13 protein-coding genes are annotated in these 14,962 nt (G+C 66.0%); 4 read left to right on the forward strand and 9 right to left on the reverse strand.

Annotated elements, in window-relative coordinates; all coding sequences use genetic code 11:
- The first annotated feature begins 2 nt into the window (after positions 1-2).
- Complete coding sequence (locus DIE03_RS19845; protein WP_124453246.1) at positions 3-953, forward strand: OmpA family protein; 951 nt, start codon at positions 3-5, stop codon at positions 951-953.
- A 76-nt stretch (positions 954-1,029) separates the two neighbouring features.
- Here DIE03_RS19845 and tssA read toward each other — a convergent pair whose 3' ends face one another.
- From tssA to DIE03_RS19890, 9 genes are all read right to left on the reverse strand, one after another.
- Complete coding sequence (tssA, locus tag DIE03_RS19850; protein WP_124453248.1) at positions 1,030-2,151, reverse strand: type VI secretion system protein TssA; 1,122 nt, start codon at positions 2,149-2,151, stop codon at positions 1,030-1,032.
- A gap of 44 nt (positions 2,152-2,195) precedes the next feature.
- Positions 2,196-4,865, reverse strand: coding sequence for a type VI secretion system ATPase TssH (gene tssH / locus DIE03_RS19855; RefSeq protein WP_124453250.1), 2,670 nt, complete (start codon positions 4,863-4,865; stop codon positions 2,196-2,198).
- A gap of 43 nt (positions 4,866-4,908) precedes the next feature.
- The gene (tssG, locus tag DIE03_RS19860; protein WP_124453252.1) at positions 4,909-6,009 is read right to left on the reverse strand and encodes a type VI secretion system baseplate subunit TssG; all 1,101 of its coding nucleotides are present in this window, start codon (positions 6,007-6,009) and stop codon (positions 4,909-4,911) included.
- Positions 5,973-7,808, reverse strand: coding sequence for a type VI secretion system baseplate subunit TssF (tssF, locus tag DIE03_RS19865; RefSeq protein WP_124453253.1), 1,836 nt, complete (start codon positions 7,806-7,808; stop codon positions 5,973-5,975). Before tssF ends, tssG begins: the two co-directional genes overlap by 37 nt.
- 77 nt (positions 7,809-7,885) lie before the next feature.
- On the reverse strand, positions 7,886-8,371 hold the full coding sequence (gene tssE / locus DIE03_RS19870) for a type VI secretion system baseplate subunit TssE (RefSeq protein WP_124453256.1): 486 nt from the start codon (positions 8,369-8,371) through the stop codon (positions 7,886-7,888).
- A 62-nt stretch (positions 8,372-8,433) separates the two neighbouring features.
- Positions 8,434-8,937, reverse strand: a complete 504-nt coding sequence (locus tag DIE03_RS19875; RefSeq protein ID WP_124453258.1) for a type VI secretion system tube protein Hcp — start codon at positions 8,935-8,937, stop codon at positions 8,434-8,436.
- 71 nt (positions 8,938-9,008) lie between these two features.
- Positions 9,009-10,499: a type VI secretion system contractile sheath large subunit gene (tssC, locus tag DIE03_RS19880; RefSeq protein WP_124453260.1), complete on the reverse strand. Its 1,491-nt coding sequence runs from the start codon at positions 10,497-10,499 to the stop codon at positions 9,009-9,011.
- A 15-nt stretch (positions 10,500-10,514) separates the two neighbouring features.
- On the reverse strand, positions 10,515-11,030 hold the full coding sequence (tssB, locus tag DIE03_RS19885; RefSeq protein WP_006484395.1) for a type VI secretion system contractile sheath small subunit: 516 nt from the start codon (positions 11,028-11,030) through the stop codon (positions 10,515-10,517).
- Positions 11,031-11,076: 46 nt separating this feature from the next.
- Positions 11,077-11,718 carry a M48 family metallopeptidase gene (locus DIE03_RS19890; protein WP_124453262.1) on the reverse strand — a complete coding sequence of 214 codons (642 nt, stop codon included), beginning with the start codon at positions 11,716-11,718 and terminating at the stop codon, positions 11,077-11,079.
- Positions 11,719-12,092: 374 nt separating this feature from the next.
- Here DIE03_RS19890 and tssJ point away from each other — a divergent pair, with 374 nt between their 5' ends.
- From tssJ to icmH, 3 genes are all read left to right on the forward strand, one after another.
- Positions 12,093-12,704 (forward strand): type VI secretion system lipoprotein TssJ, encoded by a 612-nt coding sequence (tssJ, locus tag DIE03_RS19895; RefSeq protein WP_124453264.1) that lies wholly within the window; start codon positions 12,093-12,095, stop codon positions 12,702-12,704.
- Between the two features lie 100 nt (positions 12,705-12,804).
- A complete protein-coding gene (tssK, locus tag DIE03_RS19900) occupies positions 12,805-14,151 on the forward strand; it encodes a type VI secretion system baseplate subunit TssK (RefSeq protein ID WP_006477098.1) in 1,347 nt (448 codons plus the stop codon).
- Positions 14,148-14,930 carry a type IVB secretion system protein IcmH/DotU gene (gene icmH / locus DIE03_RS19905; protein WP_124453266.1) on the forward strand — a complete coding sequence of 261 codons (783 nt, stop codon included), beginning with the start codon at positions 14,148-14,150 and terminating at the stop codon, positions 14,928-14,930. The genes tssK and icmH overlap by 4 nt, the downstream gene beginning before the upstream one ends.
- Positions 14,931-14,962 lie beyond the last annotated feature (32 nt).

Raw genomic sequence — 14,962 nt, forward strand, 5'->3', positions numbered from 1 at the left:
GGATGCATCGCACGATTCACGCCCGGCGCACCCGCTTTTCGGTCGCCCTCTCGCCCGCCCTCGCCGCGCTCTTCGCCGCCGGCCTCGTCGCCAGCAGCGCGGCTTTCGCGCAGAACACCGGCGCGACCGTCACGCCGGTCGGCAACGGCACGGTCGCGACGACCGCGCTGCCGTCGTCGAACCCGAACGCCGGCGCCGCATCCGGCACGGTGGTGCACGGCACCGCCGGCACGATCACGCCGCCGCCCGCGAACGCGACGCCCGGCCAGGTCGTCGCCGGCGGCAAGGTGCCCGACGAGGCGACCAAGGCCGCCGTGCTGCAGAAGCTGCGCGATACCTACGGCGCGACGAACGTCGTCGACCAGATCGAGGTCGGCGACGTCGCGACGCCGCCGAACTGGAGCGCCAACGTGCAGAAGCTGCTCGGCGCGCAGCTCAAGCAGATCAGCAAGGGCCAGTTGAAGATCAACGGCACGCAGATCGAGATGAAGGGCGAGGTGCACAACGAGGCGCAGCGCCAACAGCTCGCGAGCGACATGGCGAACACGCTGAACCCGACGTATACGATCAAGAACGGGCTGCGCGTGTCGGCATCCGAGCAGGGCGTGCTCGACCAGACGCTCGCGAACCGGACGATCGAGTTCGAGACCGGCAGCGCGACGCTGACGCCGCAGGGCCGGCTGATCCTCGACCAGATGGCGGCCGCGCTCGCGAAGATGCAGAACCGCACGGTCGACATCATCGGCCACACCGACAACTCGGGGAACCGGACGTCGAACATCGCGCTGAGCCAGGCGCGCGCGGACGCGGTGAAGGGTTACCTGATCACGAAGAGCATTCCGCCGCAGCAGATGACGACGACGGGAGTGGGCCCGGATCAGCCTATTGCGCCGAATGATACGGCCGATGGGCGGGCGAGGAACCGGCGGATCGAGTTTCGGGTGGGGCAGTAACAGCAGATCGGCCGGCCGTTCCGTGGCGGCGCGGCACCCGACGGGTGGCGGCAGCAATGCGCCACCCGTTTTGCGCTTACGACTGCTCGTCCGGCCGCACGCCCAGCAGTTCGCGAATATGCGACAGCGAGCCGTCGTCCTTCACGACGCTCTCCAGCCACTTGTGCAGCGGCATGTCTGCCCATTCGGCCGCCTTGTCGGCGAGATACGCGACCGGGCTGTGCGGCTCGGTCTGGCGGAAATAACGTGCGACCGCACGCAACTGGTCGACGGCCTGCGCGCGGTTCTGGATGCCGGCGATCATCTGCGTCACCGGGGGACGCGAAGCGGTCTGCTGCTGCACATGAGTCTCCTCGGTCTGGATCGGATTGCCGAAAACCGGCTCGATGCGCTCGGACTGCGCCTGCGGCGCCGCTTGCGTGTGCGGTGCGCTGCCCGTATAGCCCTGCTCGCGCGCAAAGCGCTCGGCGAGCCGGTACACGGTCTCGAACGCGTCGCGCGCCTGCCGGAAGCTCGGCGCCGAATCGCCCGCGCGCTCGACGAGCCGCTCCTCGAACGCATCGAGCGCGAATTCGAACGCCTTCAGGTTCGCCAGCAGCGTCGTGTAGAACGCGATCGGCGTCACGCGCCGCGACGAATCGATCTGGTCGAGCGACGGCTTGCCGCGCGCGATCTCGTCCGCGTGATCGGGGTCGCGCTTGATCGACTGCGCGACGTGCTGCGCCACTTCCCAGTCGAGCGTGCTGAACGCGTTCGACGCACCGTCCGTCATCGGCACCGCGCGCAGCAGCTCGGCCGTGCGACCGGAGAGCCACGCGACGTTGCCGAGCCGGTATTCGGTGTCCTCGCCTTCGGGCAGCGGGTGCACGGTGTCCCAGAACTCGCGGCACAGGCCCTCGAGCAGCGCATAGCCTTCGGTGAGGCCGGTGATGCCGTCCTCGAGCGCGAGCGCCTCGGTCAGCCACACGCCGAGCCGCAAGTCCTTCGTGCGCGTGCGCAGCAGCTCGCCCGCCTGGTCGACGACGAAGCCCCAGTCGGCCTCCTTGATCTCGGTCACCCATTCGCCCTGGTCGAGCGTCGGATCGTCGTAGCGCCGCGCGTCCTGGATCGCGTCGAATTCGTTCGAAAACAGCAGGTCGTCGCCGCTGGGCGACGCGTCGCTGATCGGCGTCAGCAGCTCGGGGAGATTGATCGGCATGGTTCAGTGAATCCGTTGATGCATGAGATGTCGCGTGCGGGGGCTCATTCGACCGTATAGGCGAATTCGCCGGCCTCGTCCGCACGCACCGCGATGCGCGCGATGGCTTCGCCGTCGGCGATCCGGCCGAGCACGTGGCCCGCGATCTCCGGCAGCAGCGTGCCGTTCAGGATATGGTCGACGTTGCGGGCGCCCGAGTCGACCTCGGTGCAGCGCGCGAGCACCGCCTCGACGAGCGACTCGTCCCATTCGAACGCGGCCTTGTGGTTCGCCTCGATCCGGCGGCGGATGCGCTCGAGCTTCAACTCGATGATCTCGACCAGCACGTCGTCGGAAATCGGGTAGTAGGGCACGACCTTCATGCGCCCGAGGAACGCAGGCTTGAACGTCTTGTACAGCTGCGGACGCAGCGTCTCGGCGAGCGTGTCCGGATCGGGCAGCTCGTCGGCCGGCTTGTTCAGGCAGGCCTGCATCACCGCGGCCGACCCGACGTTCGACGTCAGGATGATCAGCGTGTTGCGGAAGTCGATCTCGCGCCCTTCCGCGTCGTCCATCGCGCCCTTGTCGAACACCTGGAAGAACATCTCGAGCACGTCGGGGTGCGCCTTCTCGACCTCGTCGAGCAGCACGACCGAATACGGGTTGCGGCGCACGGCCTCGGTCAGCACGCCGCCTTCGCCGTAGCCGACGTAGCCGGGGGGCGAGCCTTTCAGGCCCGACACGCTGTGCGCTTCCTGGTACTCGCTCATGTTGATCGTGACCATCTTGCGCTCGCCGCCGTAAAGGATGTCGGCCAGCGCCAGCGCCGTTTCGGTCTTGCCGACGCCCGACGGCCCGACGAACATGAACACGCCGCGCGGCTTGTTCGGATCCTCGAGGTTCGCGGTCGCGGTGCGCACGCGCTGCGCGATCGCCTCCAGCGCATGGTCCTGGCCGATCACGCGCGCGGCGAGCAGCGGCTGCAGGTTCAGCACGGTGTCGATTTCGTCCTTCACCATCCGGCCGAGCGGAATGCCCGTCCACGCGGCGACGATCTCGGCGACGACGTGGCCGTCGACCTGCAGCGGCACCATCGGCTCGCCGCCCTGCAGCGCATGCAGCGCCGCCACGCGTTTGGAAAGCTTGTCGCGGGTGGCCTGCACGTCGACCGACTGGCCGTCTTCCGACGGGCCGCGCGCCTTGTCGAGCGTGTCGCGCAGTTCGGTGATCTCGGCGACGATCGCACGCTCGGCTTCGTAGCGTTCTTCATCCTTCGCCAGTTGTTCGAGCGCCGTGTCGCGCGCACCGCGCAGCTCGCCGAGCCGCTCGTCGTGCGGCGCGCCGCCCGCTGCCTCGCGCTCCAGCGACGCGATTTCCGCATCGATCCGCTCGATCCGCTTCTTCGTGTCGTCGATCGCGGCCGGCGTCGCGCTGTGCGCGAGCGCGACCTTCGCGCACGCGGTGTCGAGCACGCTGATCGCCTTGTCGGGCAGCTGGCGGCCGCTGATGTAGCGGTGCGACAGGCGCACGGCCTCGGTGATCGCATCGTCGAGGATCCGCACGTTGAAGTGCTTCTCCATCAGGCCCGACATCCCGCGCAGCATCGCGGCCGCGAGCGGCTCGCTCGGCTCCTCGACCTTCACGACCTGGAAGCGCCGCGCGAGCGCCGCGTCCTTCTCGAAGTACTTCTTGTATTCGCTCCACGTCGTCGCGGCGATCGTGCGCAGCTCGCCGCGCGCCAGCGCCGGCTTCAGCAGGTTCGCCGCGTCGTTCTGGCCGGCCTGGCCGCCCGCGCCGATGATCGTATGCGCCTCGTCGATGAACAGGATGATCGGATGCGCACTCTTCTTCACTTCGTCGATCACGCTCTTCAGGCGGTTCTCGAACTCGCCCTTCACGCTCGCGCCGGCCTGCAGCAGCCCCATGTCGAGCACGTGCAGCGCCACACCGCGCAGCGGCGGCGGGACATCGTCGGCCGCGATCCGCAGCGCGAGCCCTTCGACGACCGCGGTTTTGCCGACGCCGGCCTCGCCGGTCATGATCGGGTTGTTCTGGCGGCGGCGCATCAGGATGTCGATCGCCTGGCGGATCTCCGCTTCGCGGCCGATCACCGGATCGATCTTGCCGTCGCGCGCGCGCTGCGTGAGGTTGGTCGTGTACGTATCGAGCGCGGGCGTCTTCGACGGGCCGGCCGCGGGTGCCGCACCGTCGGCGGCCGGCGCCGCACCGCCGTCGTCCGCATTGGACTGGCGCGGCTCGGCCTCGCTCGACCCGGCCATGACCTCGTCGAACTTGTGCTTCAGGTCCGTCACGTTCACTTCCGCGAACTGCGACGACATCCGCTGCGCGAACTGCGCGAGATCCGGCGCGGTCAACAGCGCGAGCAGCAGGTGCCCCGAACGGATGCGGCCGAGCTGCGAATCGAGCGATGCGATCAGCCACGCCTGCTCGAACAGCGCGATCAGGTGCACGGAGAACACCGGCGTACGCGTGTTGCCGGTCTTCAGGCGCGTGAGCTCGCGCTCGAGATCGGCACGCAGCGCGTGCGGATCGACACGGCTCGCGCGCAGCGCGAGCGGCAGGTCGCCGGCCGGCTCCTCGAGCAGCGCGAGGAACAGGTGCTCCAGATCGACCTCGTAATGGCCGCGCGCCAGGCACGCGCTTGCCGCACGCTCGGTCGCGTGCCGGCACAGCGGGTTCAGTTTGGTGATCAGGGTCTTCAGAGGCGTGCTCATGGCGTCGATCTCAGGTTCGATTGCGTGTTGTTGTCGTTCGGAATCAGTGAATCACGTGCAGTTCGTAGCGTGCGTCGGAGCGGTCCTCGGGCGCGTCGCGCGTGCAGAGGAACGCATCCCAGCCGAGCCGCGAGCCCGCGCCGAGCACGCTGGCGCCGACCTCGGTGCGCTTCAGCACGAGCTTCACCTCGTACTCGAGCGTGACGCCCGCGAGCAGCGTCAGCATCCGCTCGAGCGCGATGGCCTGCGCGCCGCCGGGCAGGAATGCCTCGTAGTCGCGCTTGGACAGCGGGCCGACGACGATCCGTGCACGCATGTCGCGCTGCCAGACGCGTTCGCCGACGAGCGCCGTCGCGCCGAGCACCGCGTTGACTTCGCCGAGCACGCTCAGCTGGTCGGGCGGCACGTCGTACCACTTGCCGACGAACTGGTCGATCTTCACCGGCACGCGGAAGTAGTCGGACAGCGCGCGCTGCAGGTACGCGGCCGACATCGGCCGGTGCCGCGCGGCCAGCGCGTAGCCGGCGACGGCCTCGTCGAGCACGCCGCCCGAGCCGGCGGCAAGGCTGTCGCGCACCTCGTCGCTCGGCACCCCCGCGATCGCGAGCAGCAGTGGCAGATAGCGCTCGTCGCGGTCGAGTTCGTAATGGAACGGCAGCCGGTATTTCTTCCACGCCGCGTAGAACAGCGCGGTCGCACGGTTCGAGAACACGTCGAAGAACGCACGCGCCGCGTGATCACGCCGCAGGTGCTCGCGCGCGACGATCTGCTCGGTGTAATGCAGCGGCAGCGCGCCCTGCCCGCCGAGCAGCCCGAAGAACGCTGGCGTCAGCTCGACGTGGCCGAGCTCGCCGGCCGCGAGCGCGGCGCCGCGCTGCTCGTCCGAATCGAGCAGCGTGCCGTCGTCGTCGAACGAACGCACGCGTTCGATCTCGCTCGGCGGAAAGCCGAGCGACAGCGTGTTGCGGAATTCGATGCGCTGCGCGACCACGTCGCCCTGCCGCCACGCGCCGGGCGCGTCCGACGCCTGCCGCGCGAACAGCCCTTCGAGCACGCGCACCGCCTGGAAGAACTCGAAGCGGTGCGGCTCGTCGAGCAGCGCGTCGACTACGCCAGGATCGATTCGCCGGTTCGGGGCTTGCATCGGATGATCTCCTCGCCGGTGCGCTTCGACACGACGACCAATTGAACGAAACTGTTGAGGTGGACGTACAGCCCGAAGAAGCTGTCGAGCACGCGCACGAACGACGCGAGGCTCGCTCCGACGAAGTGCTCCTCGTCGATCGTCAACCGGATCTCGATGCCGCGCACGAAGGTCGCGAACGGCTTGCCGGGCAGCCACTGCACGGCGCCGCGCTGCTCGATGCCGGCGAGGCCGTCGATCTGGCGCATCGACACGGCCGTGCGCCGCAGGTCGTACAGCGTCAGCATTTCCTTCAGCGGCGCGAGGCCGTGCGCGACCAGCGACACGTGATTGAGCGCGAGATGCGACACGAGCCGCCAGTGCGCGGCGCGGCCGCGCTCGAAGCGCACGCTCTGCGTCGGGCGACGCAGCAGCGAGATGCCGCTCGTCTGCGCACCGCCTTCCTGGAACAGGTCGCCGCCTTCGAGGCCGAACGCGAGCATCGCCGGCAGGTCGCGGTTCGTGCAGGTGAGGTCGAGGCTCAGCGTGTCGGTTTGCGGCGACGTCGGCTCGAAGTCGATGTCGACGATCGAGATCTCGGTTTCGTAGCCGGGGCTCTTCTGCGCGACCCAGTCGTTGCGGCGCGCGAACCAGTAGTGGCCGATCCGCGCCGACTCGCCGTGATGCAGCGAGTAGAACGGCCGGAACTCGATCACCGACTCTTCGTGCGCCTGCTGCCTGACGAGCTTCACCGAGTCGATCGAGTACACCTCGTACGCGAACGCGCGCCGCGCCTCGGCGATCACCGGGTACGACACCGCGCGGTGCGTGATGCGGATCGGTTCGCCGTGCTGGCGGAACAGGTTGACGATCGGCGTGCAGAACAGGCGGAAATGGCTCGGCGTCAGCAGCTCGAGCAGCCGCGCGACGTGCGAATCGCTGCGTACATCCTGCAGCACGAGGTGCAGCGTCGCGCGCTGGCAGCGGCCCGACGCTCGCGTGATCGCCGCGAGGTCGAAATCGACGAAATCGAACTTGTCGGGGAACGCGAAGTATTCGGTGAGCAGGCGATACGCGGGATGCGATTTCGCCGGATAGTCGATCAGCGCGTCGTCTTCGTCGAAGCCGGCCTGCGCGATCGGCAGCTTGCGCAGCGCGGTCCAGCGGCCATTGCGTTCCGGCTCGACATACGCACCGAGCACGTTGACGAACAGGCAGTCGGTGAGCGCGGCGACGAACGACTGCTCGCCGTGCAGGTGCGCGCGCAGCGTCGACAGCTTCAGCGCGCCGAGATCGAGCTGCGCGGCAAGCGATTCGAACGTGATCGAGATCACGCCCGTCGCGTTCGACGGCAGCACCGTCGCGCTCGGCGCGAGCGCGACCGGCGTGTAACGGGCTTCCGAAATGCGGATCGGCGCGAGCGTCACGTCGTAGGCGGTGCGGAACCGGCACTGCACGCCGCGGATCGGGCGGCTCTTCAGTTCGGTGCTGCGATCGATCACGACCGGTTCGGTCTGCTGGCCGGGCGAAGCCGGCGTGAACTGCGCGATCGAACATGACGGAAACGGCCGCAGGTAGTGCGGATACAGCACTTCCAGCAGCGCTTCGGTGAATTCGGGGTAGTCGTCGTCGAGTTTCTTGTTGATGCGCGCGCCGAGCAGCGCGAACGACTCGATCATCCGTTCGACGTGCGGATCCTCGCAATGCTCGCCGGACAGCGCGAGCCGCGCCGCGATCTTCGGATAGCGTTCGGCGAAATCTCGCGAATAGCGCCGCAAAAACGATAATTCGCGCTCGTAATACGGCAGCAATTCTTCCATCGACGACCCCGAACCTCAATATTTCCTGCCGGACCCTGATCCACCACCGGGCGGTCCGGCCCGCTCGGCGGCATGATTTACTGCATTCTTGCAGCGCGTGCGCGCGTGACCGAATACTGCAGCGTCGACGGTTGCAGCATCGCGTCGAAACTCACCGGCTCCTCGGCCGGATGCACGACGAGCAGCGCCTGGATCGCGAAGTAGAGCGCGTTGGTGGCCTGCTCGTTCAGCTCGAACGTCACCTGCACCTGCTGCAGGCGCGGCTCATGGCGCGCGATGGCCTGCTGGATCGACTTGCAGATGAATGCGCGATCGTAGTGGCTCGCGAGGCTCAGCCCCGCAAAATCGTTCAGCCCATAGGTCAGCACCGATTTCTGGCATTCGGGTAGCGTCGCCAGCTCGCTCTCGGTGTGCGCGATGCGCGTGTTGAGGATCGCCTCGACGTCGCGGGCGACCGTGTTCTTCAGCTCGTCCAGCGACAATTGCCGCATCGCTGCCGAGGCCGGCAGGTGCGGTTCGTCGTCGAACAGCTTGTCGAGAAAACTGGGTTCGAATCGTTTCATCGGCCGGCATGCACAGCGAAAACGGCAACGGGACGCCGTGCGCCCCGTTGCCGCAACCGACCTTAGACCGCGTAGGTCTTGTCGTTCTTCGTCAGGCTCCAGGCGCCTTGCGTGTTGCCGCCCTGGTTGCCGCCGATCTTCTGCTGGGTCTGCTTCCACTGCACGGCTGCGTACTTCAGCGAGAACGTCTCGATCGGCAGACCTTCTTCGCGGACGCTCGGCGCGATGCTCGAGATGATCACGTACTTGAGCTTGACTTCCAGATACTGCACGCGCTTGCCTTCACCGTCAGCGCGCGAGAAATGGATCGTCACTTCGTCGAACGTCGTGCCGCCCGACGCGTGCTGGTACAGCAGCGGGCTCGAAGAATCGATTTCCTTCGAGAACACCATGTCGCCGTGTTCGCAACGCGTTTGCGTCAGGCCGCCGGCCGACGACGCCGTTGCCGAACGCGGTTGCAGGATCGAGTGATCCCACGACTTCAGCTCGAGCCAGCCCTGATGATCCTTGTCAGCCGACTCGCCCTTGACTGCCGGGCTACCAAATTGCAAGTGAATGTGTAACATGGCCCTTCTACTCCCCAAAGAGGTGGTTTTAACGTCCTACCCAGGCGGCCCGCCCGGGCGATTTTGCTCGCTTATGAATTTGCCGATTTGGGCAGATCAGCGACAAGTCGCAGAGAAATCGAGAGTTCGTCGAGCTGAAAGTGCGGGCGCAGGAACGCGACCGAACGATACGAGCCCGGCTTCCCCGGAATCTCCGACACTTGTATGGAAGCCTCGCGCAGCGGGAATTGCGCCTTCTGCTCCTGCGACGCGTTGTCGTCGAGCAGGACGTACTGCGAAATCCACCGGTTGAGGAATGTCTCCACGTTCTGCGCCGATGCGAAGCTGCCGATCTTGTCGCGCATCATCGCCTTCAGGTAGTGCGCGACGCGCGATACCGAGAAGATGTATTGAAGCTGCGCGGACAGAACGGCGTTCGCGTTGGCGCTGTCGGTGCTGTATTTCTTCGCTTTCTGCACCGACTGCGCGGCGAAGAACGCGGCGTAATCGGAATTCTTGCAATGGACGAGCGGGATGAAGCCGAGGTCGCTCAGCTCCTTCTCGCGGCGATCGGTGATCGCGATCTCGGTCGGGCACTTCAGCGCGACTTCACCGTCGTCGGTCTTGAACGTGTGGGTCGGCAGGTCCTCGACGAGGCCGCCGCCTTCGACGCCGCGGATCGCCGCGCACCAGCCGAAGTCGTCGAACGCGGCCGTCAGGCGGGCTGCGAAGGCCCACGACGCGTTGCACCACAGGTACTTGTCGTGGTCGGTGCCGTCGACGTCCTCGACGAAGTTGAAGCGTTCGGCGGTCTGGCCATCCTTCGGATTGAACGGCAGGCGGCCGAGGAAGCGCGGCAGCGTCAGGCCGACGTAGCGCGAATCTTCCGAATCGCGGAACGACTTCCACTTCGCGTATTCGACCGTGTCGAACACCTTCGCGAGATCGCGCGGCTTGCCGAGGTCGGCGAACGACTCCAGGCCCAGCAGCTCCGGCGACGCCGATGCGATGAACGGCGCATGGGCGGCTGCCGCGACGCGCGACATCTGCTCGATGAAGTACAGGTCTTCCGGCTGGCGCGAGATCTCGTAATCGCCGACCAGCGCGCCGAACGGCGAGCCGCCGAACGTGCCGAATTCTTCTTCGTAGACCTTCTTGAACAGCGCGCTCTGGTCGAACTCGCTCGCGCCCTTGAAGTCGCGCACGAGGTCGCGCTTCGGTGCGTGCAGCGCCTTGATCTTGATCGTCTGGCCCGTGTTGCTTTCCTTGACCAAGTAGTCCATCCCGCGCCACGTGCTCTCGAGGCGCTGGAATTCCGGCGCGTGCATCACCGCGGAAAGCTGCGTGGAGATCAGGCGGTCGAGCTCCGCGACACGCGCGTCGATCGTGGCCGACAGGTTGTCCGACACGATCACCGTGCCGTCGAGCACCTGGTGCACGAGTTCGCCGATCAGGTCCTTCGCGCGTGCGTGCTCGGAATCGGATTTCGCGACCTTGCTCTTCTCGACGATGTCGTCGAGCAGCGAAGTCCCGGCGGCGTATTCCGCGCCGCTCGCTTGGGCCGCAGCCGTTTGCTGGTTCATCTCAACACTCCGTCGTCATTCGCCGTCTTTGTCGCCGCCGGTGCCCTTCGCGAGCTCCTGCAGCTGCTGCGTGTTCTTCAGCACCTCGGACAGCAGATCCTCGAGCTTGTCGTTGCCGGCGAGCTTGTTGCGCAGGTCGGCGAGCTTCGAGCGCGCCTCGAGCAGGCGGCGCAGCGGCTCGACCTGTTCGACGACTTCGTCCGGGCTGAAATCCGACAGCGAGCGGAACTTCAGGTCGACCGCGAACTTGCCGCCTTCCGGGCTCAGGCGGTTTTCCACCTGGAACGCGGCGCGCGGCTCGATCGCCTTCATCACGTCGTCGAAATTGTCGCGGTCGATGTTGACGAATTTACGATCGCGCAGCTTCGGCTGCTCGATTTCGGACTGGCCCGCCAGATCGCCGACGACCCCGACGACGAACGGCAGTTCCTTCACCTCGATCGCATCGCCCTTCTCGACCTCGTAGGTGAGCTGGACGCGCGGCGGCCGTATTTTCTGCAAGCTTTTCTGAATGCTTTCTTTCTTGGCCATCTCGACGGCTCCCAGGTTAGTTGTGGTTATCGCGTCAGTTGCGGTTTCAGTTGCGCAGTGCGCCGAACGGATCGCCGCCCTTCGCCCCGCCGCCTGCCGCCGTATTGGTCGGCGGCGTGACGGTGGCTTCGGTGTTCTGCGTCGTGCCGGCCTTCTTGGTGTGCACCACGGTGCGGCCCTTCTTGCCCTTGCCGTACGCACGGGTCGACGTCGTTTCCGGCGGGAACAGCGCCGATTCGCCCAGCGTGTCGCGCAGCTGCTTCGCCAGCGCCTGTGCATCGGACTTCGCGTCGCCCGCGAGCGACGAATCCTGGCGCAGCTCGCCGAGCGATTGCGTCGCGATCCGCAGGCCGGCGACGGCCAGCACGCTCTTCGCCTGGCGGTCGGTCGCGTCGCGCTGCAGCGCTTCCTGGGCGGCGACGATCGCCTGGCCGTAGTGGTTCTGCGCGAACTGGATCTGCGCGATGCGCGACCACGGCTCCTCGCGCGTCGGATCCGACTTCGCGAGCTGCTGGTAGAGGCCGAGCGCCTTGTCCTGGTCCCCTGCCTTCGCAACGGCGTCTGCATCGGCCAGCGACTTGTTGAACACCTCGGCGGTCGGCGGCGCGGACGGCTGGCTCGCACAACCGGCGATCACGCCGCAAGCCACTACTACCCCAGACAGTTTTGCGAAGAGACGGTCTTTCATCGTTATATCCACCGGCGCGTGAGTTTTAAATCGTTGAGAATCTGGTTCTTTTGCTTTGCAAGAAGCGCGCGGGTATAGTACCGATCAATTTTTCATAATTCAATCGTCGTGTGAAGAGTAATTCCTTTTAAAACCGGGCGCTACCCCCTCGAATGGCCTATCGCTGCGGGTTCGCGGCGGTTTTTTCTTTCGGTCGGGACGCGCAAGTTTTACTGGCCGCACGACGCACCGCCGCGATGGCGGAAAAAATTTCCGAACGTCTGCCGAGACGCAGGCGCGCTTAATAGTTGAACAGTGCAACGCCGGGGATACGCAGCGAACGCGGAAATACCCGGCAGAATTGACAGGGATAAAGGCGGCACGCCGGAAACACGATGAGATCGTCCATGATTCGCTATGCGCTGCCGCTGGTTGTGTGCGCCCTCCTGGCCGGATGCGCGGCCGCTCCGCTGCTCGGCTCGGCCGCGAGCGCCGTGATGTCCGCGGCCGGTATCGGCAAGCCCGAGGTGCCGGACGCGCAGAAGCCGCCGCGCAATATCGGACTCACGCTGGCCGCCGCGCCGAACCTGAATGCCGCGACCGACCACAAGCCGCTCGCGCTCGTCGTCCGACTCTACGCGCTGAAGGACCCGACGTCGTTCCAGCAGGCGCCGTTCGACGCCTTTACCGATCCGACCAAGGAAAAAGCCGCACTCGGCGCCGACCTGTTGAACGTGCGTGAAATCACGCTGATTCCGGGCCAGCGCTATACGGCGACCGAGAAGGTTTCACGCGAAGCGCAGGCGTTCGGCATCGTCGCGCTGTTCCGTGATCCCGCACTCCAGCGATGGAAACTGACGTTCGATCCGGCGAAGTCGGAGAAATCCGGCATAATCATCGGCCTGCATAATTGCGCGATGACGGTCACCGATGGCACTGTCATTGCACCGCAGCAGGGTGCGCCTTCACAACCGCTGAATATGCTTTCTTCGGTGTCCTGCGGTTAAACATGTCGCACGAATGTCAATTAACAAGAGTTAACAATTGGCGATTTATTCGGGCACGAACAATCGATGACATCGCAACGCCACATTAACCGGATTTGACATGAGTTATTCGGCCAAGGTGCTGTGGGGGGAAGGGCTGTTCCTCCGGCCTCAACACTTTCAGCGACAGGACGCGTACCACGAGGCGCGCCTGTTCGAGTCCATCCAGGCGATCCAGCCTTACAACTGGGGCGTGCGCTCGGTGCGCATCGACCGCGACGCGCTCGGCAGCAACGTGCTGCGGGTGGCGGAACTCGCGCTCGTGTTCCCGGACGGCGCGCTGTATGCCGCGCCGCAGGCCGACGACCTGCCGCCGCCGATCGCGCTGGACACGCTGCCCGACGGCATCAACGAATTCGTGTTCTATCTCGCGCTGCACCCACTGCGCGAGAACGGCACGAATTACAGCGACGATCCGGCCGCCGGCTTCATGACGCGCTTCGTCAGCGAGCAGACGAGCGTCGCCGACAACTTCACCGATGCGGCGGAAGCCGACATCACGTTCCTGAAGACGCAGGTCAAGCTGATCGCGCACAGCGAACCGCGCGACCAGCTGCTGTCGGTGCCGCTCGTGCGCGTGCGCCGCACCGCGACGTCCGGTTTCGAGATCGACGACAGCTTCGTGCCGCCGTGCCTCGCGATCGAGGCGTCACCGATCCTGCACCAGCGGCTGCGCCAGCTCGTCGACGCGCTGCAGGCGAAGGTGAACGCGCTGTACGGTTTCCACCGCGAGCCGTCGAAGAACATCATCGAGTTCCGCTCGGGCGACATCGCGTCGTTCTGGCTGCTGCACACCGCGAACGCCGCTTTCGCGACGCTTGCGCACCTGCACCAGCACGCGGCGCTGCATCCGGAGCGGTTGTTCCAGGAGCTGCTGCGCCTCGCGGGCCAGTTGATGACGTTCTCGAAGGGCTATACGCTCGCCGACCTGCCCGTCTACCGCCACGACGATCCGGGACCGAGTTTTGCGCGTCTCGACCTGATGCTGCGCGAGCTGCTCGATACCGTGATCTCGACGCGCTACTTCGCGATCACGCTCGACGAGGTGCGTCCGTCGTTCCACCTCGGGCGCCTCGACTCCGGCAAGATCGACGACAAGACCGAGTTCTACCTGGCCGTATCCGCGGACATGCCGAGCGTCGAGCTCGTCGATGCGGTGCCGGCCCGCTTCAAGGTCGGTGCGCCCGACGACGTCGACAAGCTCGTGCTGTCGGCGATGCCCGGCGTGCGGCTGTCGTACACGCCGCAGGTGCCGCCCGCGATTCCGGTGCGACCCGGCGCGTGCTACTTCGCGCTCGATTCGCGCAGCCCGCTGTACGAGCGCATGCTGCAGGCCCAGTCCGCGATGATCTATGCGCCGACTGGCATCAATGACCTGAAATTCGAACTGATCGCGGTCACATCATGAGCTACGCGCCTTCCCTGTTCGGCGACAACGCGCCGGCACCCATGCATACCCCGGCGTCGACGGACTCCGCGTTCCAGGCGCGTTCGCTGCTCGATCTGCTGTACGACGGCTTCTTCATGCTGTTCCTGCTCAAGAACGGGCGGGAACCGGACAGCGCCGGCGAGTTCAGCACGCGGATCCAGGAATTCCTGTCGGATTTCGAGCGCGGCGCGAAGAAGCTGAATATCGCTGCAGAGGATGTGTACGGCGCGAAGTTCGCGTTCTGCGCGGCCATCGACGAAATGGTGCTGTCGTCGCAGTTCAAGATCCGCGCGGACTGGGAACGCCGGCCGCTGCAGCTCGTGCTGTTCGGCGAGCAGCTCGCGGGGGAGAAGTTCTATCAGTATCTCGAGGAGTGCCGCGCGCAGGGCGCGGCGCGGCTGCAGTCGCTCGAGGTGTTTCACATGTGCCTGCTGCTCGGGTTCCAGGGCAAGTATCTGCTCGAGGGGCCGGAGAAGCTCGCGTACCTCACCGCACGGCTGGGCGATGAAATCGCGCATATGAAAGGCAAGCGGGCGCCGTTCGCGCCGCATTGGCCGTTGCCGGATCAGATCGCGCATCGGTTGAAGCGTGAGGTGCCGGTTTGGGCGATCGGGGCGGTGTTTGCACTCGTGGCACTGCTCGGGTATCTCGGGCTCAATACTTATCTCAAGGACAAGACGCTGCAGGCGTTGGCGCCTTATTCGCAAGTCATTAAGGTGGGCCCGGAGTCAGCTAATTTGACGATTTCGTTGCCTTGACGGCTGCGCTTCGTTCGGACGTTGACGCCTCA

The organism is Burkholderia sp. Bp8992, from assembly GCF_003853705.1.
In the GTDB taxonomy this organism is placed as follows: Bacteria; Pseudomonadota; Gammaproteobacteria; order Burkholderiales; family Burkholderiaceae; genus Burkholderia.